At 35.3% G+C, this 13,240-nt stretch carries 12 protein-coding genes and 2 pseudogenes; 8 read left to right on the plus strand and 6 right to left on the minus strand.

What is annotated here, in order from left to right; all coding sequences use genetic code 11:
• Positions 1 to 22 precede the first annotated feature (22 nt).
• Positions 23 to 202, plus strand: a complete 180-nt coding sequence (locus QUF86_RS17585; protein ID WP_289335031.1) for a hypothetical protein — start codon at positions 23 to 25, stop codon at positions 200 to 202.
• Positions 203 to 309: 107 nt separating this feature from the next.
• On the opposite strand, the pseudogene QUF86_RS17590 reads toward QUF86_RS17585, so the two are convergent.
• The 4 genes and pseudogenes from QUF86_RS17590 to cuyB all read right to left on the minus strand — a co-directional run.
• A pseudogene (locus QUF86_RS17590) lies at positions 310 to 605 on the minus strand (IS3 family transposase); the annotation flags it as partial.
• A 268-nt stretch (positions 606 to 873) separates the two neighbouring features.
• The gene (locus QUF86_RS17595; RefSeq protein WP_289335032.1) at positions 874 to 2,145 is read right to left on the minus strand and encodes a cation:dicarboxylate symporter family transporter; all 1,272 of its coding nucleotides are present in this window, start codon (positions 2,143 to 2,145) and stop codon (positions 874 to 876) included.
• 363 nt (positions 2,146 to 2,508) lie between these two features.
• Positions 2,509 to 3,384, minus strand: a complete 876-nt coding sequence (locus tag QUF86_RS17600) for a LysR family transcriptional regulator (RefSeq protein WP_289335033.1) — start codon at positions 3,382 to 3,384, stop codon at positions 2,509 to 2,511.
• Between the two features lie 102 nt (positions 3,385 to 3,486).
• Positions 3,487 to 4,191, minus strand: coding sequence for a cysteate racemase (cuyB, locus tag QUF86_RS17605; protein ID WP_289335034.1), 705 nt, complete (start codon positions 4,189 to 4,191; stop codon positions 3,487 to 3,489).
• A gap of 164 nt (positions 4,192 to 4,355) precedes the next feature.
• On the opposite strand from cuyB, the gene QUF86_RS17610 reads away from it, so the two are divergent.
• From QUF86_RS17610 to QUF86_RS17630, 5 genes and pseudogenes are all read left to right on the plus strand, one after another.
• A complete protein-coding gene (locus tag QUF86_RS17610) occupies positions 4,356 to 4,733 on the plus strand; it encodes an SDR family NAD(P)-dependent oxidoreductase (RefSeq protein ID WP_289335035.1) in 378 nt (125 codons plus the stop codon).
• 345 nt (positions 4,734 to 5,078) lie between these two features.
• A pseudogene (locus tag QUF86_RS17615) lies at positions 5,079 to 5,414 on the plus strand (IS4 family transposase); the annotation flags it as partial.
• A gap of 585 nt (positions 5,415 to 5,999) precedes the next feature.
• Positions 6,000 to 7,388 (plus strand): M28 family peptidase, encoded by a 1,389-nt coding sequence (locus QUF86_RS17620; RefSeq protein WP_289335037.1) that lies wholly within the window; start codon positions 6,000 to 6,002, stop codon positions 7,386 to 7,388.
• Positions 7,389 to 8,292: 904 nt separating this feature from the next.
• On the plus strand, positions 8,293 to 8,553 hold the full coding sequence (locus QUF86_RS17625; protein WP_289335038.1) for a CPCC family cysteine-rich protein: 261 nt from the start codon (positions 8,293 to 8,295) through the stop codon (positions 8,551 to 8,553).
• 135 nt (positions 8,554 to 8,688) lie between these two features.
• The gene (locus tag QUF86_RS17630) at positions 8,689 to 9,081 is read left to right on the plus strand and encodes a hypothetical protein (protein ID WP_289335039.1); all 393 of its coding nucleotides are present in this window, start codon (positions 8,689 to 8,691) and stop codon (positions 9,079 to 9,081) included.
• 244 nt (positions 9,082 to 9,325) lie between these two features.
• Here QUF86_RS17630 and QUF86_RS17635 read toward each other — a convergent pair whose 3' ends face one another.
• Both QUF86_RS17635 and QUF86_RS17640 read right to left on the minus strand, forming a co-directional pair.
• Positions 9,326 to 9,634, minus strand: coding sequence for a hypothetical protein (locus QUF86_RS17635; protein WP_289335040.1), 309 nt, complete (start codon positions 9,632 to 9,634; stop codon positions 9,326 to 9,328).
• A gap of 381 nt (positions 9,635 to 10,015) precedes the next feature.
• Positions 10,016 to 10,795, minus strand: a complete 780-nt coding sequence (locus QUF86_RS17640) for a PhzF family phenazine biosynthesis protein (RefSeq protein WP_289335041.1) — start codon at positions 10,793 to 10,795, stop codon at positions 10,016 to 10,018.
• A 149-nt stretch (positions 10,796 to 10,944) separates the two neighbouring features.
• On the opposite strand from QUF86_RS17640, the gene pdxR reads away from it, so the two are divergent.
• Both pdxR and QUF86_RS17650 read left to right on the plus strand, forming a co-directional pair.
• Positions 10,945 to 12,426: a MocR-like pyridoxine biosynthesis transcription factor PdxR gene (gene pdxR / locus QUF86_RS17645; protein ID WP_289335042.1), complete on the plus strand. Its 1,482-nt coding sequence runs from the start codon at positions 10,945 to 10,947 to the stop codon at positions 12,424 to 12,426.
• A gap of 231 nt (positions 12,427 to 12,657) precedes the next feature.
• Positions 12,658 to 13,233, plus strand: a complete 576-nt coding sequence (locus QUF86_RS17650; RefSeq protein WP_289316112.1) for a LysE family translocator — start codon at positions 12,658 to 12,660, stop codon at positions 13,231 to 13,233.
• Positions 13,234 to 13,240: the final 7 nt, after the last annotated feature.

Here is a 13,240-nt window from a genome sequence, read left to right on the forward strand (position 1 = left end):
TGTGAGTGGAGGGGCTAATAAAGTGACCGGGTATGCAACGGATTTAATGGCAACATTGCAGGAGTCATTAAAGGCGTCTTCAGGCATTGATGTCAAAGACTTACTTGAAAATTTCTCGGGAAAGAGAAATTTACCAATATCCACCATCAATCAAGAGAGTGTTGAAGCGAATATGAATATGGCAGCAAGCAAGGAAGAATAACTGGGGAAAAATTTAAGGGAGGTAAGAGCACTAACATGCTCTTACCTTTTTTGAATCGTGTATGTTATAAGAAAAGGTTTACTGAAGTGAACCCAAACTTTATTTAATTAGGCAACCTTGAGGGCATGAACCCGGTAATCTACTGGGCTCATGCCTTTTAATTTCACTTTGATTCGTCGGTGATTGTAATAATGGATATAATCTTCTAGTTCTTGTTTGAAATGCTCAATGCTGTTGAACTTCTGTAAATAAAGTAATTCAGATTTTAGTAAGCCACAGAAGTTTTCTATGACTGCATTGTATAAACAATTTCCTTTGCGGGACATACTTTGTATAATGTTATGTCTTTTCAAATCATGTGAGTATTGTTTCAATGGTAATGCCAGCCCTGATCTGAATGAAGAGGGGAATCTTTCGATAACAATTGCATAAAGGCTAAGCATCTTGGAAAACTGGGGGCAGTTCAAAATTACTGGTTGCCCTTTTTTTAATAGAATCTATTTTATCAGTAACCAAGGTAGGACGTACTGGTGAGTGGGACATGATCCCGTGAATTAAACTGAACTTCTTTTGTTCCTAAAAAATCTTTTTCAATTCGTACATTTTGTTGTTTTTCCTTTACTAGTGTTAATCACGATGCTTCCTCCTTATTTAAAAGCCACTGTAACTAATTATGCGACATCAGATTGCTTCATAGTTGCTGTATAACGTTCAGCCTTTTCTTTATCAAACTCACCCTCCCATTTGGACATTACAATGGTAGCTAATGCGTTTCCTACTACGTTTACAGACGTACGAAGCATATCTAAAATACGATCAATACCTGCAATAAAGGCCATACCTTCTAGTGGAAGTCCCATCGAACCAAGTGTTGTTAACACCACAACAAACGAAGCACCTGTAACGCCTGCCATTCCCTTGGAAGTCAACATCAAAACGAGTAAAAGTGTAATCTGCTCTGTAATAGATAAATGAATGCCGTACATTTGAGCGATAAAGACTGCAGCAATTGCTTGATAAATAGACGATCCATCAAGGTTAAAGGTGTAACCTGTAGGAATAACGAAAGAGGTAACAGCTTTTGGACATCCGAACTTCTCCATTTTTGCCATCAACCTTGGTAATACAGATTCTGAGCTTGCGGTTGTAAAAGCTATAAGTAACTCATCCTTTAAAATTCTCATAAGGATAAATATATTTGTACCAGCTAATTTCGCAATTAGCCCTAATACAACAAATACAAAGAAAAACATTGTAGCATATACGACCAATACTAGTTTCCCTAGGGGTATTAATGAACCAATTCCGAACTTTGCTACATTGACTCCAATTAATGCAAATACCCCAAAAGGAGCAAATTTCATAACTAAGTTTGTAATCCAGAACATTGCTTCTAATACACCATCAAAGAAATTTAATACAGGCTTTCCTTTTTCTCCGATAACTGCAATACCTACACCAAACAGTACAGAAAAAAAGACTATTGCCAGTAAATCACCCTCTGCCATCGATTGAAAGATGTTACTTGGTATGATATGGACAAATTTATCAGCAATATTACCACTTTCACTTGACTTAGCTGTTTCTTCATATGTGGAGATATTACTTTTTTCAAGACTCCCCATATCAATTCCAGTACCTGGATGGAATATATTCGCGGCTAGTAGACCAATAGCGAGTGCAATCGTAGTAACGATTTCAAAATAAAGAATTGTTTTTCCACCTAGTTTTCCTAGTTTTTTAATGTCACCTACACCAGCTATAGATACCACAAGAGCTGCTACGACAATTGGAATAACAATCATTTTGATTAAATGAAGAAAAATATCACCAATTGGTTGAAGAATAGACATTGTTGTTTCATTACCATAGAAAATTGCACCTACAATAATACCTAAAGCAAGTCCGATAAATATCTGTGTAGCTAATCCAATTTTTTTCATTTTTGAAACCCCTTTCATTTGTCTTCTCCTTGATAAAGCTTAGACTTTCATCATAAAACTTATCACTTAACTAGCTATTAACAATTTCCAATAAGTTAAATCTTTAACATGGATATGACTATTGGTTGCCCCCTTGCTTTAGAAAAGATAATGATTATGATGAAGAATGGATAATTCTTGAATTAATAATCATAATTTTCTTAAAATTAAACTATCCAATGTAGTTCATTATAATTTCTTTTTAGCAAGTTAAGTTATAGATGAAATCTATAAGGTTATAGAAGATATTAATTGGCTTAGTATGGATGGATTAATGAATATCTACATTAAAACAACACTAAACCGATTGATGTCTCAATCGGTTTAGTGTTGTTCAAACATTTTATCTTTTAAGAAATCCATAAAAACAGATTTAGGTTTACCTTTTAAATAAATAAAATCAATACTAATATTTGTTTTCACAGGAGGTGTCATTTCTACCCGAAATAACTCTTCATTCTCAAATTCCTTTTTAACACAATGCTCAGGTAGAAAGCAGATACCTACGCCTTGCAGTACAAGATTTTTAGCTGTTTCCATATTATCAACTTCTAAGTATATATTTGGATTCAAACCCTTACTTAAGAATAGACGATGAATTGTAAGCCAATCCATTGATCCATAATCAAAAAGGATAAGTGGTTGTTTACTTACATCTTCTACTGTTACACTCTCTTCATTTAAAAAAACATGATTTCGAGGAACAAAAAGACTGATAGGATCATTATAAAGACGTATTGAGTCTACTTGAGGGTGAGTTTCTGTACGTACAATGCCAAAGTCTACATCTTTATTAATCACCTTGTGCAAAATGTCTTTAGAATGGCCTGTTATAATTTTTATTCTGACGTCCTTAAACTCCGAGATGAAAGCTGGCAAAATATTAGGAAGAATGTTATTGGAGATTGACAAAGCACTCCCAATTACGAGCTCATATGGGATGTTTACCTGTTGTAAGCCGTACTTTGCTTCCTGATATGATTGAAGTATTTTTTGTGCATGTGGAAAAAAATACTCTCCTTTTTCAGTTAAAGAAATTTTATTTCCGTTTCGATGAAAAAGCTTTAAATTAATTTCACGTTCCAGGGATTTAATCCGTGCTGTTACAGAAGGTTGAGTTAAATAAAGAGCTTCTGCTGCTTTATTGAAACTACCCACTTGACAAACATAGATGAAGGCTTCAATATTTTCAATATTCATGTTTAACTGCTCCTATTTTTATTTACTATAACACTTCCCTATACATTATACATTTAAAAGGTAAAAGGACGAAAACCCCCACGTCTTCTCCAGTCTTCATAATTATACCAATTGAATTTTCTTATTTGTTTCATTAGCTGTTTTAATTACCGTTTTTGCTAAAATTTCTGTTGGATCAATGATACAAATATCTTGCGACGATTTAAGTACAAGAGGAATTTCTGTACAACCTGCAATAATAGCTACTGCTCCTCGTTTTATCAATTTATTAGCAACTTTTGAAAGGCAAAAAAGCCCTTTCTCTAAATTACTACCTTTAATAGCATATATTCCATCCATCACCTCTTTCTGCATTTCTATATCAGGCTCAAAGACCTCAATATCGTAGTTTTGACAACTATGTTGATACAGTTTTGTATTGATCGTCCCGTCTGTAGCCAACAAACCTACTTTTTTAAAACTATTTTCATGTAAAAAGCGAGCCGTTTCTAAAGGCATATGCAAGATAGGAATACTAACGGATTTTTGTACTAATTCAAAGAAAAAGTGGGCAGTATTACATGCAATTACTAGAAAATCTGCACCAGCGTTCTCTAGCCGCTGTGCTGATTGTATAATATATGGAGTAGGATCTGTTCCTTTTCCCAAAATTGCTGTAGTTCGATCAGGTATTTGAGAATAGTTGTCGGCAATGATATGGATATGATCTTGATCCTTCATTGCAGGTGTATAAGAAATAATTTTATTCATTAAATCAACAGTTGCTAACGGGCCCATTCCACCAATAATTCCAACTACTTTTTGCATTTTCGTCACCACTTTTAAAGTTATTTTAAAATTAAACTTCAATGAAAGTCTTCTTATTTTTTTTATGTGTTTTAGATACTTTTCTTTATTATAGTTTTTGTTATAGGAAATGAATTATAGAAATAATCTATACAGTAATAGAAACTATATATTGACCAGTAGTTTTGACAACTAATTTCTATGGAGTTTACCATGTGATCCTTTCCTTTATTCCTCTCATGGAAAAACAAGGCTATGGGAGAATTATTAATGTTTCCTCAGAATATGGGGCGATGAGCGAAATGTCCTATCCAGGAATAGGAGCTTATAAGATGTCTAAATTTACCCTAAATGGATTGACACGATTGGTAGCCGCCGAATTGAATGATGATATCAAAATAAATGCAGCCGATCCGGGATGGGTAAGCTCAGATATGTGTGGACCATCGGCTCCAAGAACTCCTAAGCAAGCTGCTGAGTCTATCCTTTGGTTAGCGACGATTGGACCTGAAGGACCTAATGGCGGGTTTTTTAGAGATGGAATACGAATCGATTGGAAATAATACACACTATGAGAGTAAAGATTTGGTGTTTAAGTGTGGTCGATGAAACAGTTTTTTTAATTGTTCTTTCTTAAAAACCAATTATAGAAAAAAGCCGATTTTCCTTTTCCTAACTTGGTTGATCGGCTTTTCCTATTCCTTCAGGGGTACCGCCAACAAAATGCGGATTTCGCATGCTATGGAAATTTCAATACTAAAAAGCTCAATTTCTCTGTATTAAAATAGAGAAATTGAGTTTTTTGTTGATTTGAAATAAAGTTTAACCGTTTTGAAAAAAGATTTACTGTTTATGGGGTCCCGCCACATCGCCATCAACTTAAAAAACAAAACTACCTCCAAAACGATAAAAGTGAGAAATTAGAGCGGATGGAGTGTCATATCTATGGGCAACTCATCCGTATTCTCATCTGCTCCTCAAGCATGTTTCGAATGCGGGAGATACTCCTGCGAAAGCGCAAAAAGGAGGTGAGTGAATACAAAGCGCTCTATATGATACAAGACTATCTGCCTCTTCTGTATCAAGCTATTCAACAGGATGTTCAGCAATTAACAAGCATACTTCTTCGTCTGTACAAGCTCTTGGAGAAAAACGGGCGAAAATCCCAGTATGAGAAGAAAACTGTTTTTGATACTCTGGGTGTTATATACGAGCGAAGAAGGAAAATGAAAACAGCTGCATAAGCAAAAAAAAAACGCCCAATTGGACGCTTATTTCATGCCTATTTTTAGAAAAAAAGGAAGCACAGGGCTTATACAGCAGCCTATGATATGGCTAGTTATGCTGGTTGTAGTTACATAACTAATGCTTAGCTTGATAGACATGTGGTGGGACCCCAATAAGGTATCCCCCCAAGCTGTTGCCATCAAATGTTTTTTAACAAGTCCAATACGTTATTAAAATGAATTTCGCTCAAATGTTCGAGGACCTCTTCAACTACCAAATGCTCTGGATCTGAAATCCACATACAAATCACGCCTACTAACCCTGAAATCATGTACTCCAATCCGACTTTCATTTTTTCATTATGATAATGATCACCAATACCGGAAAGAATAAAATCTTTTAATGCTTCTTTTAAAAGAGTTGAAAAGTTTTAAATGATATGAATTAATATAGAATTTTAAAGGGAAAGAGAAAAATCGTTCGATTCAAAGAGAACGGGTGTCAGACACCGATTGATAGTTGGAATTTAAAGACTAATGACTCATTTACAAACTATTCAGTTAAATACATAATTAGGAAGATTATGAAGAAGGAGGGATTATATGTATAGAAAATCACTAACAGTACTATTAGCTGCGGGTATGGTTCTATCAACTGGTACAGTATTTGCACAAACAAACGGGGCAACAAATGCTCAGTCTGACACGGCTTTTGATAACAAAGTTATCAAAAAAATTAGTGCGGACAATATGTATAATACGATTGCCTATCTATCAGAGCAACCGAGGGCTGCTGGTACAGAAGGGGAGCTCCGTGCAGTCAAATACATAGAAAATCAGTTTAAGAGTCTTGGTTTTGAAACAAAGATTCAGCCTTTTCCCATCTATGATACGGTGCAAAATGTAAAAGTGAAAATTGGTGACAGTGATTTAGGAGGAACACCGCGTGCCATTAGCGGCAGTATCAGCGGGAAGGTAACGGCCGAACTTGTTAATGTTGGAAAAGCAAAGCCAGAGGAAGTTGGAGAAAATGTATCTGGGAAAATTGCACTAGTTGAACGTGGGGACATTACCTTTGTTGAAAAGGTTCAGAATGTCCTAAATAAAGGAGCGGTTGGCGTTTTAATGTACAACAACTCACCATCAGGAAATAATTTCGGACAAGTATCAGCGGGGCAAAATATACCTGCTGTAGCCATTACCCAAGCCCAAGGGTTAGAGTTGGTCGAACAGCTTAAAACTAAACAAATCACGTCCACTCTGGAAGTGGGAAAAGCTGAAAGAATCGAAAAGACATCCTACAATGTAATCGCTTCCCTAAAACCAAAAGCCAATAAGGATAATGGTCAAATCGTGACTGTTGGAGCCCATCATGATTCTGTCCCGGGCGGCCCTGGTGCAAACGATGATGCTTCGGGTGTATCAGCTGTGCTGGAACTGGCAAGGATCCTGGCCAAAACGCCAATTGACACTGAAATTCGCTTCCTCACGTTCGGATCTGAGGAAAGAGGGCTCGTTGGATCATCCTTCTATGCAGATTCCCTTCCCAAAGAGGATGTAGACCGCATGGTGGCTCACTTCCAAATGGATATGATAGGCGGACGTGATGCTGGCGAGGATAATCCTGCAGGTGGTTTGATTATGTATACCATTGATGGAATGAAAAACCTTGTGACGGACCTGGGTTCCTCAGCAGGGGCCAGAACGATGGATGTTGCGATTCCTTATGGACAACTGGGCAGGAGTGACCACCAACCATTCCATGAGCTTGGCATTCCATCCGCCTTGTTTATCCATTCCCCTGTAGAGCCTTGGTATCACCAGCCTACAGATACACTGGATAAGATATCGAAAGAAAAATTGCAGCAAGCAGCTGAAATTGTCGGTGCCAGTGTGTATCAAATTGCCCGTCCGGAAACTCCGGCATTAACAAATGCACGTGTAGCTCCTGGCACGGTAGACTATGATTTTGATGACCGTCCGGTAGATTAAATACTTCATTGTACAGAATTACGAGATTAATAATGGATCTTGGAGAAAATCAGGAGGGCAGCTGTGTAGTTTACAGATGCTCTCTTCTTTTTATCGGCCAGCGCCTCGTGCTTAATTTTTTCACTATTTCTAAGCTCTAAGTCTAGTGAAAATCCTATATGAAATATGTAATAAAACATACATGCTTATCCAACTCCAATACCATTCCCACTGTAAATACTCAATATTATCAGTGTACCTCTCCAATACTACTTCACAGAAATAATTTCAACAATCAATAGATAGAAATCCAAAAACAGCGCAAACTTTAAAGGGATAGCCTTGTGTAACAAGCTTATTCGAATTCTGTTTTCAATCGGTAAAAAACAATTTACGTTTCAAGAAGACAAGATGTTAAAGGATATCCCTCATATGGCAACATTTGTAGACCATCAAACAATCGCATAGTTCATTGAATTTTAAGGTTACACGGTCATTTAATTAACACTCATTTAAAAGTGAAGCACGGATTAGTCGGCAAAGCAACTAACGTGAGGACTTAAATCCTGTGGGGCAGCATGACCGACATCCACCTCATGGAAAGGTTGAACGAAGGAATGTAGGAGCATCGACTCTGTGAGACATGGGAGGGTTGACCTCCATGAGACATGTGGATATCCAAAAGTGCGATCATAACATTGCTTAAACTAATTTTTTCCTATAATTAGCTAGTTTAGCATACACTTTTTTCGATAAATCCCTTTCCTTGTGGAGTAATGCCGAGCTTACATAGATAACGGTTAATGATTTGACTATGAAATCCTAAGAATTCTAGAGTAATCGTGAGATTGAGTTTAGTTTATTGAGGGAGTTTAGTTGAACAAGAAATCATGGTAAAATTCATAAGAATTGTCGAGGTGATTGTATGAAATATACTTGTCCTTGTTGTGGATATAAAACATTAGATGAAGAACCTCCAGGAACGTATGATATTTGTAGAATTTGTTTTTGGGAAGATGATAATTACCAATATGAATATCCAGATGAAGACGGTGCAAATAAAATTTCTTTTAGAGAGTCACAACAAAACTTTATAAAATTTGGTGTCAGCGATCTAGATTTTTCGGAAAACGTAAGAAAACCAAATAATTCCGATATAAAGGATCCAAATTGGAAACCGATATGAGTTTATATAGAGAATTATTAAACTAACGAGTGCGTTAGCTTAAGATTAGAGCTGTCTTTAAGGCAGCCTTTTCTTTATGCAACTAACGGGGCAGGTTAGTTGCATAAGCACATTAAATATTCGAGGTGGAAAATAATGTTAAAATCAGGTTTATATGGAAAATATAAGGGAGTTGAGTGTGAAATAACATTAGATATGGATAATAATTTGAAAATCATAACTGAGGATAAATTGAATATAGATGCAACATTTGAATATAATTACAACAGTGGATTTTACTCTAAGATAGTGAAGCCTAACGAATTATTGGATTGTGTAAGTATAGTTCCTTATGGAATTATACAAGAGGAGAAAGTCCAAATTTTAAAGGAAAAGGAAAGCCAATACCAAGTGGCCACAGATTCGTTACTTGTGGGAAGTAATCTAAATCTGACTAGAGTAGATAGAGATACATGGCTTGGGTGGGTATCAAAAAGTAAAGTTACACTAATAGAAGAGAAAACACCGATTAATCCGGAAGACTTATAATAATTGCTTGAAATTTATATCTAGTTTTCCTTATATAAGTAATTAGTTTGCTTTGGGAGAAATGGTGAATGTTCTTAAAGTAACGGGTGCGTTAGTTCAAGAAGGAGTATAAAAAAAGACTGTATCAATGATTACTCGGTAATCTAAGATACAGGTTTTATATTTAGGGAACTAATTGTTCTTATATATATTTAAATAAATTAGGCTTTTCAACTGGATATATAAGAAACAATAAGAACACGCTTTATTCATTTTCTATAGTTAACAATTTATCAAATACCATAGTATAAAAACTCTCAAAATCAGTAATTAACCTAATACAATCATTCATACTTGTAACAACTCTTTCTGTTTCAATAGTTGTATGAATATTTATTTTACCCAATTGACCGTAGTGTTTTTCATCCGGCACACTATAATTATGAGCAAGGATATTACGTAACACTCTCCAACAATCTATATTATTCTTATAGATATTAGATTTTTCAATATCAATATTCAGTAAACTATCTAAATATTTTACTGAAGCATTGATACCTTGCTGCTTCATCATTTTATAACTAATCCCGATTTCTAAACTCTCCTTAACCACATCACATAATACAGTTAAAAGATACTCATATTTGCCGAAAAGAGATATGAGTAATGAATCACTTAAAGTTGTAACTAAATCTACATTTGTAAAACCATGATCCTTTATATGGTGATAATCACTCGATGAAAATTCTTTTCCCTCAGCAACATTAAATTCTAATTTGTCATAAAAATATTGAACTAAAGGCTTATCACTTTCTAAATATTTAACTTTACAAGGCTCTGTTAAATATATGTGTTGATTTGCAGCTAAAATAATAGCTTGGAAAAAAACGCCAAGCTATTATTATTTGTTTGGTTAGAACGTTGGTTTGACTATATTTCATATCTTCCATAGTCATTACCCAATAGTAATATCCCCTATTAAGTAGAGTGCTGCTTTTCCAGCCATCTTTACCCGTGTGTCCTCGTGCTTACAAAAAAGTGTACCGCCTCTATTGGATAACTGTCTTGCTACCATTTCACGTTTCTTTAGTTTCTCTGCCCAAAAGGGCACTAAACCGCAGTGGGCAGAACCGCATACTGGGTCCTCATTTACCTTTAACTTTGGGAAAAATGCTCTTGAAACAAAATCATAATCATTTCCTTTGGCCGTAACAATAACTCCAAGACCCTCTGGCAACTGTTCTAGTTTTGAAAAGTCAGGACTTAGATTTTTCACTGCTTCTTCTGACTCTAATACAAATAACAAATCTCTATTTAGATATGCTTCTATCGGTGTGGTTCCCAAAGCATCAATCATTTGTTCAGTAAGAGGTATCTCCGTTGAAGGGACAGTTGGGAAATCAAGTTCATACAAATCATCTTTTCTATTTACTGTGAGTACCCCACTCATCGTATCGAATTGAATGGTTTTCAATTGCTTTTCAACATAGTTCATAATGACAAAAGCAGTTGCTAAAGTTGCGTGACCACAAAGGTTGATCTCTCCTCCTGGTGTAAACCATCTAAGTTTATAGTTTTCCGCACCTTTTACTGCAAATGCCGTTTCAGAAAGGTTATTTTCAATAGCAACCTTTTGCATAATGTCATCAGAAATCCATTCATTCAAAACACAAACCCCAGCAGGATTTCCCTCAAAGACCTTTTCTGCAAATGCATCAACCACATAATACTTCATAATTTTTTCCTCCTAGATTAATCAAATTGAACGTGAAATGTTCAGGTGTTATACTTGAATATCCTTATATTAATGGGTATATATGTATAACAGTCAACTTAATCATATAACACTTAACTTTCAAAACAGTGCTGATGGAGGAATTTATTATGAAGATTGAAATAAACAGGAACTCCAATATCCCGATTAATCAACAAATTTATGAGAATATAGCAGATAGAATCAGGTCAGGGGGGTTATCGGAAGATGAACGTTTGCCTTCCGTTAGAGCGTTAGCAAAAGAATTAGGGGTAAGTGTACTTACAGTTGTAAGAGTGTATGCATTGTTAGAAAAAAATGAGTTAATTGAACGGATACAAGGAAAGGGGACATTTGTTAAAGCTAATATTACATCAGAAGATAAAGAAAATAATAAAAAGAACAATTTCGAGTGGCAATTATCCGTTTTAGATTATCTTCCCCGAACTCAATTTGGTACCCATTATGGATCATTTGAAAACTGTATTCAGTTTTCTGTTGCAGCGATTTGTCCATCTTTACTTCCGAATCGTTATCTGGAGAAAGAAATCCATTCAAATTTAGAAAAAAATCCCAGTGTTTTATCAAGTTATGGACCTGCACAAGGGGATGAGGAACTTAGAAAAGCTATGAGCGAGTATCTTCGCAAACAAGATTTAAATATTGACCATAAAGATATATTGGTAACTAATGGAACTCAACAAGGAATAGATTTGGTGGCGAAAACTTTTATAGGACCAGGTGATGTTGTGGTTACAGAAGCACCCACTTATCCCAATGCCATTGATACATTTCGTGCTCGTGGGGCTACTATTATTCCTGTTCCATTAGATAAAGAAGGAATGAGAATGGACCTTTTACAAAGAGTTTGCGAAATATATAAACCCAAAATGATATATACCATCCCTAACTTTCAGAATCCAACTGGAAGGGTTTTAAGTCGAAAAAGAAGGGAGCAATTATTAATATTTGCCCAAGAAAATCAAATAATCATTGTAGAAGACGAACCCTGGAGTGAGATATTTTTTGACAAGAAACCTCCATCACCTATAAAGAGTCTTGATAAAAACGGTTTCGTCATTTATCTAAAGGGGCTAAGCAAGACATTGGTTCCTGGTTGCCGGATAGGACTACTGACCGCAAATGGCACTCTGTTTAATCGTTTAGTGGCATCTAAAGTGAATACGGACCTTGGTAGTCCATTATTAACACAAAAGGCAATTCTCCCATTTTTTCATTCGAAAAGGATGGAGGACCATATGGAAAAGCTGAGATTTGCTTTGAAATTAAGAAGGGATAAAGTTATAGAACTCTTCAATTCCCATATGCCGAATGAAGTTCAATGGATTGAACCAACAGGGGGATTAAATATATGGGTATCCATTCCATCAGAGTGGAACACGAACCATTTATTAATCGAATGTCAAAAAGAGAATATTTACTTTCTACCTGGTTCAGCTTGTTTCGCAGGGGAACCTGAAAACCATCATTTAAGGTTAAACTTTTCCTATTTATCGGATAGTGAATTAGAAAATGGAATTTTAAAATTTTGCAATATCACAAGAAAATTTTTATCTTCAAATCAACTATTTAGACAATCCCCCATTATGTAAAGAAAGGCTGCAACAAAAATACTTTCAGATTAAAGTTTGATGGTTGTAAATTGACGTAAAAAGACCCTGGTTTCCTGCTTACGTAAGGAAGTCAGGGTTTTGACGTATCCGCACCCTGAATTTGTAGATTTATCTTTACAGAAGCAATATATAACCCTGCAATAACATACTATATGCTTATAAAGTTAGGATGTACAATTACATGAGGATATCTTGAAAGGAGTTTACCTCATGAATATTACATCTTTTGTATTTTACTGTTTTATTGTTACATTTACACCAGGACCTACTAATATAGTCATATTATCCACCGTGCATAACTCTGGTACAAAAAAGGCAATGGAATATACGTATGGAGCAACGATTGCTTTTGGTTTCTTACTTGCTATTTCTGCTATGTTAAATACGATACTTGCAACGATCATACCAAAAATATTAATTGTTATGCAGATAATCGGAAGCTTTTATATGTTATATCTTGCTTATCAAGTTTACAAAATGGATTCATCAAAACCAAATGTAAAACAAACGGGTACCTTTATGTCTGGATTTCTTACGCAGTTTTTAAATCCAAAGGTAGTACTATTTACAATGACTGTCATTCCTACCTATATTATGCCCTATTATGTCTCAATGCCTGCGGTTACAATAAGCGTTATCGCTATAACTGTTATAGGATTCTTAGCATTTATTACATGGGTACTTTTTGGTGCAATCTTCAAGGAGTTTTTACAGAAGCATAAAAAGATTGTTAATATATTGATGGCATTGTTTTTAGTTTATGCTGCAATCATGATATGGATGTAGGTAAGCT

Source organism: Peribacillus sp. NJ11 (assembly GCF_030348405.1).
In the GTDB taxonomy this organism is placed as follows: Bacteria; Bacillota; Bacilli; order Bacillales; family DSM-1321; genus Peribacillus.

Coding starts and splice junctions, on each gene's coding strand:
- QUF86_RS17595 (WP_289335032.1), bottom strand. CDS start 2,145: ATGAAAAAAATTGGATTAGCTACACAGATATTTATCGGACTTGCTTTA.
- QUF86_RS17600 (WP_289335033.1), bottom strand. CDS start 3,384: ATGAATATTGAAAATATTGAAGCCTTCATCTATGTTTGTCAAGTGGGT.
- cuyB (WP_289335034.1), bottom strand. CDS start 4,191: ATGCAAAAAGTAGTTGGAATTATTGGTGGAATGGGCCCGTTAGCAACT.
- QUF86_RS17620 (WP_289335037.1), top strand. CDS start 6,000: ATGTATAGAAAATCACTAACAGTACTATTAGCTGCGGGTATGGTTCTA.
- QUF86_RS17625 (WP_289335038.1), top strand. CDS start 8,293: ATGAAATATACTTGTCCTTGTTGTGGATATAAAACATTAGATGAAGAA.
- QUF86_RS17630 (WP_289335039.1), top strand. CDS start 8,689: ATGTTAAAATCAGGTTTATATGGAAAATATAAGGGAGTTGAGTGTGAA.
- QUF86_RS17635 (WP_289335040.1), bottom strand. CDS start 9,634: ATGATGAAGCAGCAAGGTATCAATGCTTCAGTAAAATATTTAGATAGT.
- QUF86_RS17640 (WP_289335041.1), bottom strand. CDS start 10,795: ATGAAGTATTATGTGGTTGATGCATTTGCAGAAAAGGTCTTTGAGGGA.
- pdxR (WP_289335042.1), top strand. CDS start 10,945: ATGAAGATTGAAATAAACAGGAACTCCAATATCCCGATTAATCAACAA.
- QUF86_RS17650 (WP_289316112.1), top strand. CDS start 12,658: ATGAATATTACATCTTTTGTATTTTACTGTTTTATTGTTACATTTACA.